Genomic DNA, 14,314 nt, shown 5'->3' with positions numbered 1-14,314 from the left:
TTCCTTACGGGACCACGCAGTGCCGATGCCCAGGAAGCAGATCCACGTCATGGCCGGCGCCCTCCAGGACGACCAGGGCCGGGTCCTGGTCACCCGCCGCCCCGACCAGGCCCACCAGGGCGGACTCTGGGAGTTCCCGGGTGGCAAACTGGAGCCCGGCGAGACCCCCGAACAGGGCCTGGCCCGCGAACTGGATGAGGAACTCGGCATCCGGGTCTACACCAGCCGCCCCCTGATCCGCGTCCACCACGACTACGGCGACCGCCACATCCTGCTGGATGTACATCGCATCGGCGCCCACGCCGGCGTCCCCCAAGGGCGGGAGGGACAGCCGCTGGCCTGGCTGCACCCGGACGCCATGGACCCGACCCGCTTCCCGGCCGCCGACCGCCCCATCATCACGGCCCTGCGCCTGCCCCAACTGCTGCTCATCACCGGCCCCGACCCGCGGGACCCCGCAACGCTGCTGGCACGGCTTGAGCAGGCGATCCGCGGCGGCGTCCGGCTGGTACAACTGCGGGCCCACGAGATCGACGACGCCGCCTACCGCGACCTGGCCGCGCGCGCCTATGCGCTCTGCACCGCCAACGGCGCCCGCCTCCTGCTCAACCGCGACCCCGCGGGCATCGTCGGCTGCCCCCGCCACGGCCTGCACCTGAGCGCCCGGCGCCTGGCCAGCCTGAGCGAGCGCCCCGGCGCGCCGGATGAACTGGTCGGCGCCTCCTGCCATGACGCCACCGACCTCACCCGGGCCGCCGCCCTGGGGCTCGACTATGCGCTGCTCTCCCCGGTCAAGCCCACCGCCACCCACCCCGAGGCCCACCCGCTAGGCTGGCCGCGCTTCGCCGCCCTCATCGACCCGATCCCGCTGCCGGTCTACGCCCTGGGCGGTCTCGCTCCCACCGACCTGTCCGACGCCATCCGCCACGGCGCCCAGGGGATCGCCGCCATTAGGGGGCTGTGGCCCGATTAACCAAGAAACAGCAGTTTAGCCGCAAATGAACGCCAATTAACGCGAATAATCCACAATTTGGCCTTTACTGCGCGTTCACCGCCCGGGTGACGCCCGCGACGATGCTAACCAGCAGATTTATTTGCGTTCATTTGCGTTCATTTGCGGCAAAATACTCTTCTTGAGACTAACCACCTGGACGCGGCCCCGTCCCGCCAGCGTGGCGACCCCGAGGGTGCAGGCCCTGGTGATCAGTATCCCCGGGAGCGCGATCAGCAAGACCTGTTTGACCAGGAACCAATCGACAAACGCGAGCGGCAGATAGCCGGGTAGCGAGAACCGGACCAGGACATACAGGGCGATCAAGACGATGAGGACATGGTCGAGTGCCAGCATGAGCACTAAAGGGAAGAGGCCGAAACCGGCGGTGAGCGTGACGAAGAGCCCGGTGACGCCCAGGCCCAGCCCCATGCCGGCCAGCGCGACGAGTCTGCGGCCCTGGTACCAGTGATACCAGGGGCTCTTGAGGTTGGCAAGAAAAGAAGCAATGTATTTCAAGTGTATGTAGTCGCTTCGCGGCAGACAAAACGTGTCGATCGGGTTCCAGGGGCGGCCTCGGGACGCAACCATCCGCACTTGACCCCGGCCACCGCCTGCTTGCAGACCAAGGCCCGGCCCCGAGCGTCGGTTGCCCGGTACTACTCCTTCTCGAACCCCTGACTCGTGAACTTCAGCGTCCGGCAGTTCTCGGTCACCGTGCGCACCACATGATCGGAGGCGCCGGCCGGTATCTCGGCCGCCACCTCGATGGTCACCGTCACCGTGGCCCCGACCAGGCCGGTGAGGTGCGCGATGACCTCCTCGGCGATGCGACTCGCATCGCGGCCCACGCGGGTCGCATCGAGCACGGCCGTGCCGTGGAAGCGTTTGGGCTTGGCCGCTGCCGGGCGAGGAGGATCGCCGATCGGGGGCGTCACTGGCGGAATCGGGGGCCTGTCATCGTCATCCCCCGGCAAGGTCTCAGGTCCCGCAACGGGCGGTTTGACCACCTGCTCCGCATCCAGTTGCCGACTCGCAACGTCCGCCTTTACCACCAACCCCGGCGCCTGGGAGTCGACCAGCGTCACCAGCTGCCCGGCGCGCAGGCCCTGGTAACGGCCGGCGGCCTCGTCGAAGGCATCGGCGAAGCCGAAGCTGTCCTGCAACCAGGTCAGCAGGTTCAGCCCATCGCCGATCGCATGGAGCAGGACGCTCGGGTCCCTGAGGCGCGGCAGGTAGAGATAGCGCGCGAAGTCCTCGACCAGTTGTCTGACCGCAACATGATCGCCGCGCCACAGCGGCACGCGGTCCAGTTCCATCTTGAGCCGCGTCGCGGCGAAGCTGGTCAGGTAGAGTTCATCCGAGCGCAGCTTCTTACTGGCGCGCATCGCCAGGGCGTCGGTCCCGGAGAGGCGCAGGGCCTCCCAGGTGATGGGGGACTGGGGCGTGGCCTGCCCCGGTACCAGGAGCCACAGGTAGGTCTCCGGCAGCCGCGCCGTCACGGTGCCGTCGGCGGCGGTGCGCTGGGTCTCGGCCTGGGTGACTTGGAAGGGCGACAGGTTCAGGTCCTTCTGCTCGGTCAGGATCGACACCCAAGCCAGATATTTGCGCGCGGCCTCGTCGAGGTCCTGCAAGCGGGTCTTGTCCGCTGCCAGGAAGAGCAGGGTGTTGCGGTAGAGGCGGGGCGTGTTGCCACGGCTCTCCAGGATCGCCTTTGCCGCCAGCTCGGCCGGGCTGTTGGTCTCCTTGCTGTAGGGGTGCCCGCTGCCCAGCACCACCAGGCGCGCGTCCAGGTCGTCCGGCACGTCGGCGCCGCTCTGCGGCAGCGGGTGGATGCGGGGGAAGTCGCCCATGCGCGCCAGATCCTTGCGCAGGCGCTGTTCCAACTCGTGAGCGACCTTGTCGGGCTCACGCTTCAACTGCTCGGCGCGATCCTCGGCCAGCTTGGTGACGGTCGGCTGGGTCGAGTACCAGTAGTGCGGCCCGTCCTGATAGAGATAGGTCGCGGCGGCAGCCATGCGGCGCAGGGCATCGCCGAACACGGCCGGGGATTCGCCGGGCATAACGCAGCCGAGCTTCACCCGCCGGTCCTCGATCCCTTTGTGCGCGGCGGCCGTGGTCGGCGCCGAGCCCAGGTAGATGGTGCGCGCCACCCGCCGACAGGCCGAGAGCTTGCCCAGGTTGGGCAACTCGCTGTCGAGTTTGAGCGGCAAGGAATTCGGCCCGTCCACGTCCTTCTCGATCACCGGCACCCAGTTGTCCGAGAGATAGCGCGTCAACTCAGACTGCACGCGCGGATCATCGATCGAGACATTGGCAGGCAGGATCAGCGGATTGCGGTCGCCCTTCTCCCACAGGCTATGGATCACCGCCGCCATCAGCCGCAGCACGCCGCGCGTCCGCTGGAACTTCACCAGGGTCGACCAGTCGGTATAGAGCCGGTCGAAGACCTCCGGGTGGATCGGATAGGCCGCCTTGATGCGCCCCTCATAGTCCGACTCGCGGCACTCGGGCGGAAACTCCGCCTGCTGGGTCCGGTAGAACTCGGCGAAGGCCCGCGCCACCACGTCGCGATCCTTGAACTGGGCCGGGTCTGACAGCGGCTGGAACAGACGGCGCCGGACGATCTCGAAGCCCTCCTCCGCACTCGCCGGCCGCCAGGAGGACTCCACCCGCCCCACCACGTTGCGCAACCGGTCCAGGGCCTCGCGCCCGCGGGTGCCGCCCACCTCCACGTCGTCCGCGTGCGACCGGCCCGAGGTATCCGAGGCCGGCAGGCTGATGACCAGCAGGCAATTCTTGGCCAGCTTGGCCGATTCGGTCAGCACCTGGGCGAAGGTGAATTGGGTCTCGAAGCCGCCCGCCGGCAGGTCGCTCTGATCGTGGAGTTGGCGCGCGTAGGCCACCCACTCGTCGATCAGGATCAGGCAGGGGCCGTACTCGTTGAACAACTCGCGCAGCACATCGCCGGGGCTGGTGGCCTGCGCGTCGTCAGCCTGCACGCGGGCGAAGGCCGGCTTGCCGCCCAGTTGCCAGGCCAGTTCCCCCCAGAGGGTGCGAATCACGGTGCCGTCGGGCTTGACGCTCGGGTTGCCGGGCGAAATCTTGTTGCCCACTAAGACCACCCGGCGGGCGGTCGGAACCGTACTTGCCCCGGCCGCTGCCATCACCGCGTCGATGCCGGCCAATTCGGTCGGCGCGATGCCGCAGAACAGGTGGTAGAGCGCCAGCATCGAGTGCGTCTTGCCGCCGCCGAAGTTGGTCTGCAACTGGATGACCGGGTCACCGCCACCAATCGAGAGGCGCCGCAGGGCGCCCTCCAGCATCCCCTTGAGGCTCTCGGTGAGATAGGTGCGGCGGAAGAACTCGACCGGGTCGCGGTACTCGGCCGTGCCCTCGCCCAGATGGACCTGCCACAGGTCGGCCGCGAACTCGGCCTGCTGGTACCGGCCGCTGGCCACGTCCTCGTGGGGCATCACTACCTCGCGCCAGGGTTTGAGGCTGCCCGTCACACCGCTCTCGATGGCCTGGCTGACCGACTTGCGCTTCTCCCCGCGCGCCTGCTCGTCGAAGCGCTGACGCAGCAGTTCCATCTTCATCTTACCCACTTCGTCTGCCTCGGGGGCCGAGACGGCGGACAGCAGGCGCTCGGCGGAATCCAGGGCGCGGTAGGCGTCGTCACTGGAGAAGGGTTCCTGGTGCGCCCAGCGGTTGCGCACACTGAGGATCTCGTTGACCAGGCTGCGCTCGGTCTTACCGAGGATCTGGCGGAAGACCTCGCCCCATTTGCGGTCCATGATCACCAGCAGGGCGGCGACATCATGAAGCGACTCCTCCTTGCCGGTGCCCAGGCGGGTATCGGACAGGATCTCCTTCGTCTCGCCGGTCCAACCGTCGCCGTACCGCGCCTTCAATTCGCGCTCGACGAAGGGACCGAGTCCGGCCTTCAGCAGTTCCAGCGACTTGCCGACGCGTTCGTGGTTGGTGATGGCCATGCTATTGGTCCCTGCCTTTCGCAATGAGGGTGCCGGAAGACCCCAACGGGGTCATACATACCAGCCCAAGGCAACGCCCTGGGTTGGCAATCCAATCAAGTCGAGCCCTGAAAGGGCGTGACAGATAGAGGGTTCATGTCATCCTCCGCACGGGACGGGCCGCAGGAGCGGCCGGGACTGCATTCCCACGCGGAGCGTGAGGACGAGTTAAGAATTCTCTCACAAAGGCACAAAGACGCAAAGAAGAGAAGGAATACCCACGCCAAGGCGCCAAGCTCGCCAAGGAAGACAAAGGGGTGAGGGTGCAATCCGTATCACCTGCCCAGTGAGGAAAAAACCTTGGCGAGCTTGGCGCCTTGGCGTGAGCAATCCTCTTCCCATAACGTAATGGCAGTGACGCAGAGCGTAGGAACGAGATAGGTGGCATACGACATAACGGTCGTCGCGCGCACGGGCCAGCAGCGCCAGCGCATGCTCAAGCAGCCAGGTCATACGCCTGCCCTTCCTGTGCCGCACGCCAGGCCAAGGTATTGACCACCGATTTCTGGCGTTCAAAGGTGTCCGCGCTCATCACCACCACATCGGCGGGGATCAGGCGTCGACCCAGCAGGGTGGCAAGGCGCGCCATCTCCGCGAAGCGGTCGGGCACCTCCGGTTCCACCACCAGCAAGTCGAGGTCGCTGTCTGCCCGTGCATCACCGCGCGCCTGCGAGCCGAACACAATCAGCCGGGTGCCGGCCGGTACCGCCGGCTTGAGGCAGGCCAGAGCATCATCGATCAGACTCATCATCGACCCCCGTCATCATCGAACAGGTCGCCGGTGCCCGGAGTAGCGGCGCGCGGCGTTGCCTGCGCCAGCCGGGTGATCTCGGGCCAGCTCTGCACCAGGCCGTTGTAAGCCATGGCCTCGGTCGCGCGCTTCTTGCGCTCGCACAGGGTATAGAGGCGGTAGCACAGCTCGCGGGCGGTCTCGGCTTTGCTTCCGAGCTTGGCGACCAGGACTGCCGCGGCGCCCTCGCCGCCGGACTCCAGCACACGGATCAGTTGGTGGACCATCTCCCAGACGGTCAGGCGCTTGTCGGTGGTCGGGTCCCAGTCGGTGGGTAGCTCGACGGGTTTCAGCAGGCGCACCTTGCCGGCCTTGGAGACCAGGATACCCGCCTCGACCAGCCCGGCCACGGCGGTGTTCTTGGACTTGGAGAGTTGCTCCGCGACGCCATAGTCGCCCTCGGCAAAGCCGGTCTGCTCGAACCAGGTGAGCGCCCAGCGGCTGTCGGCATCGAAGTCGCCCTCCTGCTCGGCCAGGGCCTCGTCCAGGGTCTGGTTGATCAGGGCCAGCGCGGCGCGGACCGGGATTGGGTTGCCCTCGGCGTCGAGCACCTTGGCATAGCGGGTGTAGACCGCCATGCCGGGGCCGATGGCGGCCTGGGCCAAGTCGACCGGGGCTATGTTGCCCTTCTGCAAGTGCGTCAGTGCGGCCGGCAACTCGGCCTTGAGTGCGGTGACGAATTCGCGGCGGGTGGCGGTGGGGGCGTCGGCGGGGCGCTGGCGGCAGACGAGAACGATGCTGGACGCCAAGGCATTGGTGCCGGAGCCGATCATCCGATTGCCCAATTCAGTGCGCATCGGCCAGGTACCGGTGATGGCAAAGCCGGCCTCAATGACCGCGGCAAGGAAGGTATCCCAACCGGTATTCGTAGTGCCGTCTGCTCCGTCGCTCTCTGCCTGCTTGAAAGCGTAGTAGATGGTGACCGGGAAGGCTGGATGGGCCTGTTCGGCTAGCCGGCGCATCGCCTGCGTCATACCGTCGAGAAAGAAGGTTTCGGCCTTCGCCTTGCTGCCGTGTCGGTAAGGAGTGGCGACCAGTTCTTCCGCCTTAGGGACAGCAAGGGTGGCGAAAAGATCGGGGAAGATGGGTTTCAACGAGCGACGCAGCCAGACGTAGAAAAAATCGGATAGGTCTGCGTAACCGATGTTGTCGTAATAGGGCGGGTCGGTAGAAACCACTCTTGATCCACTGGTGTCTTGATATCTTGCGTCAAGCTGATAGGCTTCACCAAAGGCTGCTGCCGACAGTGCTGTCTCGATAACCTTGACGATCCAGCCGACCGCATCGAACAAGTTGCCGGAAGACGGACTGAAAGGATTACCTTCGACATAGTCCCAAACCATCGGCAATGCTTGGCGCCCGAAAGTATTTGCAATCTTTGGTGAGTATCCGCTGGGATTCGGGTCCCAGCGACAGAGTGAAGAATGACGATCCGCCATTCGACTTGTGCTGAACCCCAAAAACAAACCCACCGCGTCGGAGTAAGCCGCAGCGCCAGTGTCGCCTATATTCAGGGCACTGCTATCGGCAGTGAAGCTGGACAGGTCAGCGTCATGCTTTACCCTCTCCCGCACTTCTTGAACGATATCAGAGAATGTCGTCAGCGCAATGAGTTGGCGAGATGTAAAAAGGTCGCCCCAAGAAGTGAGTCCATAGGGCGTGCAGTTCCCGCCGGTCATCCGGGTTGCAATGTCTCCTGCTGGTCGCCACGTTGGTCTTGCGTTCAGCGCTAATGCCTCATGTTCTGGGGTTGGGCTGAGATAGACTTTCCCTGGGTCACCTTCAACAATAATTGCCATCAGCCGCGCGCCCATGCGGCCCGCCTTACCCTCTGCTTTGATATAGTCGCCAGAAACGGGGGAGCCAGACATCAGGCAGCCGAAGTTTGCTCGTGTCAGTTTAGTCCCTTTCTTCGCCGCTTCTATGTCCTTCGGCTTACCAACTTTGACCATGAAGCGGTAGCTGCAACCTCCGATAACAGGCTCAATATAAGCTTCCTTGTCGGTCTTGGTGGCGAGCATGAAACTGGACGCTAGCGGCACATCGACATCGGCAAAGGCAGGATTAGGACTCTTCACAGTCCGTGCCCATAACCACGCGATGACCGTAAGCTTCTGCCCAACATATTTCTTCAGGTCCGGCCGCGGATTATCCCCGCCCTCGACCATCTCGGCAGTAACCTCGATCTTTGGATAGAGGTGCCCAATACGCTTCTCCGCCTCATCCCGCATCCACTTTCCATAATAGCGCACGTCCTCGGCGAGTCCAGTCGCGCCCTTCCAACTGCCCCCGCTCGCTGCATCGGCACGGGACCTCGGATTCACTGGTCGGTTGCCTGCAAAGCGCGGCGGTATTTCGATCATCGCCTTATTGATCAACACCGCCACCGGGTTCAGGTCGCTCGCATAGCTCTCCAACCCCAACCGCTGCGCCTCCAGCGGCAGCGACCCGCCCCCGGCGAATGGATCATGAAAGGCCGGAAGCCGGTAGCGGTCAAACAGCTCGTTCGCCCGCGGATGGTCGGCATTCTCGGCGCAGGTATAGCGCCAACTCTGCCAAATCTCGTCACGCGCCCGCTGCAACACCGTCTCATTGGTGGTGTTCTCCCACAGCACCAGGTCCTCGATGATGCGGAACAGCCGCTGCCGCTCCCGCTCTTGCGCCTTCGCGGTCTTGAAGAGGTCCGGATGCGCCGACGGATCGTCCACCATCTGCGCAAAGATCACCGCCCGCGCCGCCGCCAGCGGCCGGCGCGCCCACCATAGGTGCAGCGTGGATGGGTGCCCATGGCGGATGGACTTCTCCCGCGCGGAGGCCTTGTTGATCGCCTCCAGCGGCAGGGCGACCTCGATGAGCTTCTTCTTGTATGTCATTTGCTTCCGATGATCTGACCGATCCGTGATTCGAGTGCCTGGATGTCTTCCGGGCACTTCTGTCGTATGCGCTGGCCATACCGTTGTGCGGCTTCCAGGCCAAGGCTCTTGCGGCCCTCGCCCGGCTCGGCAAGTAGTCGGCGTTGCTCGGCAATAGGCTGGAAGTACCTCTCCTTGGGATCGCGCTCGGCACGAATTGCCTGCCAGGACCAGGCGGGCGGCAAGTCCAGCCCGGCGAGCACCCAGACCTCGATCTCTTGCCAGGCATGCTCGGCAAGGAGCACCTTGCCGGAAGGCAGGTGACTCTTCATCGCTTCTTCGATGTTATCGAGCCGCTTGCGTCGGTCGACATTGCCGTCCCGATCGACGCAGAGCAGGAATAGGTCGACCATGCCTCGGTAGCGCTCGATGATCTTCCTTATCTGGTCGTGATTGAGTGCCTGATCAATGCCGCCGAGCAGAGGTTCAGTCAGCACCGTGACCTTGCTCCTGGGTCGGTCGAGATAGGTGAGCATGGCCACGACGATTGGCTTGAGCATGTACTGATCCTTGCGAAAGTCTTCGGGGATGATCAGCACATTCATTGGGCCGCCTCGCCCGGCGCGGCGGAGAAATAGACGGCATCTTCCAACCAACCGGTAGAGTGGAGCTTTGCAAGGTCCTGCTGCGCGATGAGATCGGCCGCACCTGGAATGTCCAGTATGCGAACGATTCGCCCTTCATTGCTGCCGGGCAGGCGATAGACGAGCGAGGCGTTTTCCAGGGACTTGCGATCGAGCAGCGCAAGCAATTCTGGCGAATGGGTGGTGGCGACCATCTGCACCGTGCCGCGCTCGGCTTGACGCTCGATCAGCCCCAGGAGGAGGTGAAGCCGCGCCGGATGGATTCCGTTATCCAACTCCTCGAAGAAGTAGAAGCGTGAGGACTCCGGCCCGAGTAGGGCAGCGATCATGGCCAAGAAGCGCAAGGTGCCGTCGGAGGCACTGTAGGCGGAGATGTGCCCGCCGCTCTTCTCGACTAAATTGACCAGGATGCGGCCTTGTTGATCGGCTGGGAAATCGAAGTCAGTGGCGTCCATCGGCGTCAGTTCGGCGATCCAGGAAGCAAGGGCCGCCTTCAGATCAGGCTTAGTGCAGATGGCCTGCAAGACGGATGAGAGGTTCTCACCCTTATCACCCAGGACAGTCTGGCCCGGTAGTGAGGGGCGGCGTAGTGCCTCTGGGTCCAGGTCGAGAAAGCGCATGGATTGCAGCCCGTCGAGGACCATCTTCGCATACAGTCTTACATCCCTGGCTTTGGCATTCTCCGCAACCTGTGCGAGAGCGGGTCTCAAACTCAAGCAATTGAGCTTCTGTCCATAGGATCCGCGCTGACTCGCCCCCATCATCAACCGAACCGGCAGGTGATCTGGATCAGGGGGCACCGTCAATATCGGATCGTCGGGCGGATGCGAGTCAAAGACGGTAAGAGAGCGAAAGGTCAGCCGTTCGCGGGTTACCTTTGCGGGCTTTCCGTTATCGCCAACTTCGACGTTGATGAAATAGGCACCGCCACCGCCGATCGAGCCATCCGGTGGCAGCCTTTCATCGAGTATCTCTTTCGGGTACAAAGCGAGGAATTCAACATAAAGCGAAAAATCGGTGCGCCCCTCGAAGGCCACCTCACGGGTCCCACCGCGAATGCCGCGCCACTGCAAGACCCCGCCCTCGCCCCATTTCTCGCCAATAATCTCGGCCAAGGTGTAGCCTCGCCCGATGCCGTGGAGAAACCGAAAGGCATCGCGCACATTGCTCTTGCCGGCCGCGTTGGTGCCGACCAACAGGGTCAGTGGCCCTAGCGCGAGAGTGGCATCGCGGAAGTTCTTGAAGCCCTGCAAGCGCAAAGTTGTCAGCATTGTGCCCTGCAAACGCAAGGGTGTTGGCATATCGGCGTCGATCCGGTCACTGGTGATATGGGTCTGCGCACGGGGGTTCTTGCGCAAGTCAGGCCGGCGGTTGCGCCCGCGCGAGCAGCTCGCCAAACCCGTAGTTTACGCTGGTCACGCCAAAATCCGGCTCCCGCTGGAACGGCTGACGCAGGTAGTGGACCTTGTGTGCGTCCTCGCCCAGAAATTCCACGATGGCAAGGATGAAGTCGTCCGGCTTGTTGAGCGAGTAGAGAATCTCGTTGCGCGTCACGGTGATGGTCGCCGCACCCGAGACGCGACCCTTGACCTCGATGAAGCGCAGCTTGCCGGTGCCGGGGACGCGACTCTCGATGTCGTAGCCGAGCTTGTCGAATTCCCGGTCGGTGGGGTCGAAGCCGAGACGGCGTTCGATGTCCATCACGACGGCGCGGGCTCGGGCGGCGCTCGCCTGGGTGTCTGGGAGCGCGGGCGTCCCGCCCGCGACCAACCCGGTCATGACGCGGATCAGCCCGATCGGCACGACCAGCAGCCCGCCCAGGACCACCGGCGGCAACGGCGAGAGCTGGGCTTCGAGCTTGAGGTCTTCCAGCCGCTTTTGCAGCCGCCCTTGCAGGAGGTCGGCACGCTTACGCGCCTCCCCGGAGTTGAGCCGGGCGTTGGGCTTGCCGGCGGACTCTTGAAGCTTCAGCTCTTCGGCGCGGTGGTCCCAGTAGGTGATCTCTTTGGTGAGGCGATCCTTGACCGCCGCCTCGGTCTTGGCGATGAGGTCCAGCTTGTTCCCCTGCACCTCGGTGAGGTGCTCGGGTACGACGCGGGCGATGGCATAGCCCTGGGCCTGTTGCTCGATGGTTGGCCTCGCGGGCGGGACGCCCGCGCTCCCTTGAATCCACCGGCACTCCGGCCGGTCGAGGATCGCATCGACGCCAGGCTCATCCGCTGCCAGGGGTCGGTAGTCGAGATAGGGCGCGTAATGGACGTGGCGGGTGGTGCCGTCGGCATCCCGCTCCACATAGAGCATCCGCTTGGAGACGACCCGGCGCTCGCCCGCGCGGGTCAGTCCGGCATCCTGGATGGCGTGCTCCAGATAGAACAGTACCCGCGGTTGCAGGCCAGGATCGCGCTCGTCCACCAGGACGGTACCGCGCTTCAACAAGTCGCGGTTGCGCTCCAGGGTAAGGTCGATGACGGCATCGAGCAGCGGGTGGCCGGGGCAGACGAAGGCGGCGAGCGGCTGACCCTGGGGTGCCACGAGAGTCTTGTCGAAGGCGATGCGCTCGTAGCGCGGCAGCACGGGCTCGCCGACGCCGATGAGCCGGTCGCGGTTGCACACCGGGGCGGGGACATGGCTGATCTCGTAGCGGCGGGGCTCACGCTGCTTGGCGGTGCCGCCGAGCCGTTTGAACGCCTCGTGGAAAAAGGACTCGATGTAGTGCGGTTGCAGGCGGCGGGCGTCGGCGCGCTCCATGTCTTCGCGGATACGCCGGACCCCGCTCGCGTCCATGGCGTCATGGGCGAGGACGCGCTCATCGATCAACTCTTGCAGATGGCCCCGATCGAGCGTCGTGTCGAGCACCGTAGTGAGGAAGGCTTTGACCTCGGGCCGCTCGCCGTGGCGGATCGCCTCGATCAGCAGTTCGCGCAGTGACTTGCCCTGGAACTGGAGTTTGCCGAGCACGTCGAAGACCTGGCCGCCCAGGGCCTGGCGCGCCTGTTCGAGCTTCTCCAAGAGCTTGCGGTAGACATCGCCCTCGCGGGTGTCGTCCGCCACCAGATTCCACAGGTGGCAGACCTCGGTCTGGCCGATGCGGTGGATGCGCCCGAAGCGCTGCTCCAGCCGGTTGGGGTTCCAGGGCAGGTCGTAGTTGACCATCAGATGGGCGCGCTGGAGGTTGATGCCCTCGCCCGCGGCGTCGGTGGCCAGCAGGACCTGGATTTCGGGGTCGTGCTTGAAGGACTCCTGCACCTTCAGTCGGGCTTCCCGACCGATGCCGCCGTGGATGATGACGACGGCCTCCTTGCGCCCGAGCAAGGTGGTGATGCGGCCCTCCAGGTAGTTCAGCGTGTCGCGGTGTTCGGTGAAGATGACCAGCTTCTGGTGCGGCGACGGCGTGGGCGGCGCAATAGGTCCCGCTCCGTAAGGTGCCTTGGGTTCTTCGATGCGCTCGCCCAACGCGGCCGGGGTGAAGACCTCGCCAAGCAGACTCGCCAGCTCGCACCATTTAGTGTCGTTGGCGGTGCGGCGCACCGCCAGGGCCTGGGCTTCGAGTCGGCGGAGGGTGTCGATTTCAATGCGCAGTTCCGTCATCGAACGCGCCGCGGTGGCCTGGTCGAGGATCGCCTCCTCGGCGGCCTCGACCTCGTTGTCGGGGGCGTCTTCGAGGTCTTCGAGGTCCTCGGCATCCAGTTCCCCAGACGCGGGCGGGACGCCCGCGCTCCCAAGCACAAGCTCGCGCAGACGGCTTTCCAGCCGTTCGCGGCGTCGGCGCAGGGACTGGTAGATGGCCTCGGGCGAGGAGGCGAGGCGCCGTTGCAGGATGGTCAGGGCAAAGCCGACGGTGCCGGCGCGTTTGTCGTTCTCCAGGGCCTCGGCGCGGTTGAACTCCTCGCGGACGTACCCGGTGACGCTCTGGTAAAGCGCGGCCTCGGCGTCCGAGAGCTTATAGGGCACGGTGTAGGCGATGCGCTTAGGGAACAGCGGCGTGCCGTCGAACTTGAGCAGGCTTTCCTTGACCATGCGGCGCATCAGGTCGGAGCAATCGGCGGTATGTACACCGTCGCGGAAGCGGCCCTCGAAGCGGTCGCCGTCGAGGAGCGCCATGAAGAGCTGGAAGTCCGCTTCCTTGCCGTTGTGCGGCGTGGCCGACATCAGGAGAAAGTGCCGGGTCAGGGTCGAGAGGAGCTGGCCGAGCTTGTAGCGCTTGGTGTATTTGACCTCGCCGCCGAACACCGTAGCGGACAACTTGTGGGCCTCATCGCAGACCACCAGGTCCCATCGACAATCAGGGATCTCAAGCTTCTGCTGCACCTCCTCATTGCGCGAGAGCTTGTCGAGGCGGGCGATGGCGAGGTTGGTCTCCAGGAACCAGTTGCCGGTGCGCGCCGCCTCCAGCTTGTCGTTGGTGAGAATCTCGAAGGGTAGGTGGAAGCGGCGATACAACTCGTCCTGCCACTGCTCGGCCAGGCTGCCGGGGCAGACGATCAGGCAGCGTTGCAGGTCACCGCGGGCGATCAGTTCCTTGATGAGCAGGCCCGCCATGATGGTCTTGCCGGCGCCCGGGTCGTCGGCCAGCAGAAAGCGTAGCGGCTGGCGCGGCAGCATGGCCTCGTAGACGGCGGTGATCTGGTGCGGCAGCGGGTCGACCATGGAGGTATGCACCGCCAGCACCGGGTCGAACAGGTGGGCCAGCCGAATGCGGTGCGCCTCCGACACCAACCGGAAGAGCGCGCCGTCGCCATCGAAGCTCCAGGGACGGCCCTGCTCGACCAGTTCCAGGCGGGGCTCGTCGTGGCGGTAGAGCAGCTCGTTGGCGACCTTGCCGGCCGGGGTCTTGTAGGTCAGTTCCAGCGCCTCGGAGCCGAACCACGCGACGCTGACGACCGTCACCAGGGCCTCGGGGAGGATGCCGCGGATGGCCGCATTGGTCTGGAGTTGTTCGAGCTGCATCGGCGGGCGGGGTGCGTCCATCGTCTCGGTGTTCTCACCAGTCTGGCAGGATTCAG

The 14,314-nt window shown here is 64.8% G+C and carries 8 protein-coding genes; 1 reads left to right on the top strand and 7 read right to left on the bottom strand.

Going from position 1 to position 14,314, the window contains the following annotated elements; all coding sequences use genetic code 11:
* The first annotated feature begins 25 nt into the window (after positions 1-25).
* Positions 26-973, top strand: coding sequence for a Nudix family hydrolase (locus THSYN_RS03460; protein ID WP_100917912.1), 948 nt, complete (start codon positions 26-28; stop codon positions 971-973).
* Positions 974-1,090: 117 nt separating this feature from the next.
* Here the strand turns inward: THSYN_RS03460 and THSYN_RS03455 are convergent, their stop codons facing one another.
* The 7 genes from THSYN_RS03455 to THSYN_RS03425 form a co-directional block, all read right to left on the bottom strand.
* Positions 1,091-1,510 carry a hypothetical protein gene (locus tag THSYN_RS03455; protein WP_100917911.1) on the bottom strand — a complete coding sequence of 140 codons (420 nt, stop codon included), beginning with the start codon at positions 1,508-1,510 and terminating at the stop codon, positions 1,091-1,093.
* A 140-nt stretch (positions 1,511-1,650) separates the two neighbouring features.
* The gene (locus THSYN_RS03450; RefSeq protein WP_100917910.1) at positions 1,651-4,986 is read right to left on the bottom strand and encodes a Swt1 family HEPN domain-containing protein; all 3,336 of its coding nucleotides are present in this window, start codon (positions 4,984-4,986) and stop codon (positions 1,651-1,653) included.
* A gap of 475 nt (positions 4,987-5,461) precedes the next feature.
* Positions 5,462-5,776 carry a nucleotidyltransferase domain-containing protein gene (locus THSYN_RS03445; protein ID WP_236848785.1) on the bottom strand — a complete coding sequence of 105 codons (315 nt, stop codon included), beginning with the start codon at positions 5,774-5,776 and terminating at the stop codon, positions 5,462-5,464.
* The gene (locus THSYN_RS03440) at positions 5,773-8,688 is read right to left on the bottom strand and encodes a DUF1156 domain-containing protein (protein WP_100917909.1); all 2,916 of its coding nucleotides are present in this window, start codon (positions 8,686-8,688) and stop codon (positions 5,773-5,775) included. The genes THSYN_RS03445 and THSYN_RS03440 overlap by 4 nt, the downstream gene beginning before the upstream one ends.
* Positions 8,685-9,272, bottom strand: a complete 588-nt coding sequence (locus THSYN_RS03435) for a hypothetical protein (protein ID WP_100917908.1) — start codon at positions 9,270-9,272, stop codon at positions 8,685-8,687. Before THSYN_RS03435 ends, THSYN_RS03440 begins: the two co-directional genes overlap by 4 nt.
* Positions 9,269-10,669, bottom strand: coding sequence for an AAA family ATPase (locus THSYN_RS03430; RefSeq protein WP_216644669.1), 1,401 nt, complete (start codon positions 10,667-10,669; stop codon positions 9,269-9,271). Before THSYN_RS03430 ends, THSYN_RS03435 begins: the two co-directional genes overlap by 4 nt.
* A gap of 1 nt (position 10,670) precedes the next feature.
* A complete protein-coding gene (locus THSYN_RS03425; protein ID WP_236848784.1) occupies positions 10,671-14,279 on the bottom strand; it encodes a helicase-related protein in 3,609 nt (1,202 codons plus the stop codon).
* Positions 14,280-14,314: the final 35 nt, after the last annotated feature.

It is taken from the genome of Candidatus Thiodictyon syntrophicum, from assembly GCF_002813775.1.
GTDB lineage: Bacteria > Pseudomonadota > Gammaproteobacteria > Chromatiales > Chromatiaceae > Thiodictyon > Thiodictyon syntrophicum.
This window is presented reverse-complemented; position numbering and strand designations above follow the sequence as displayed.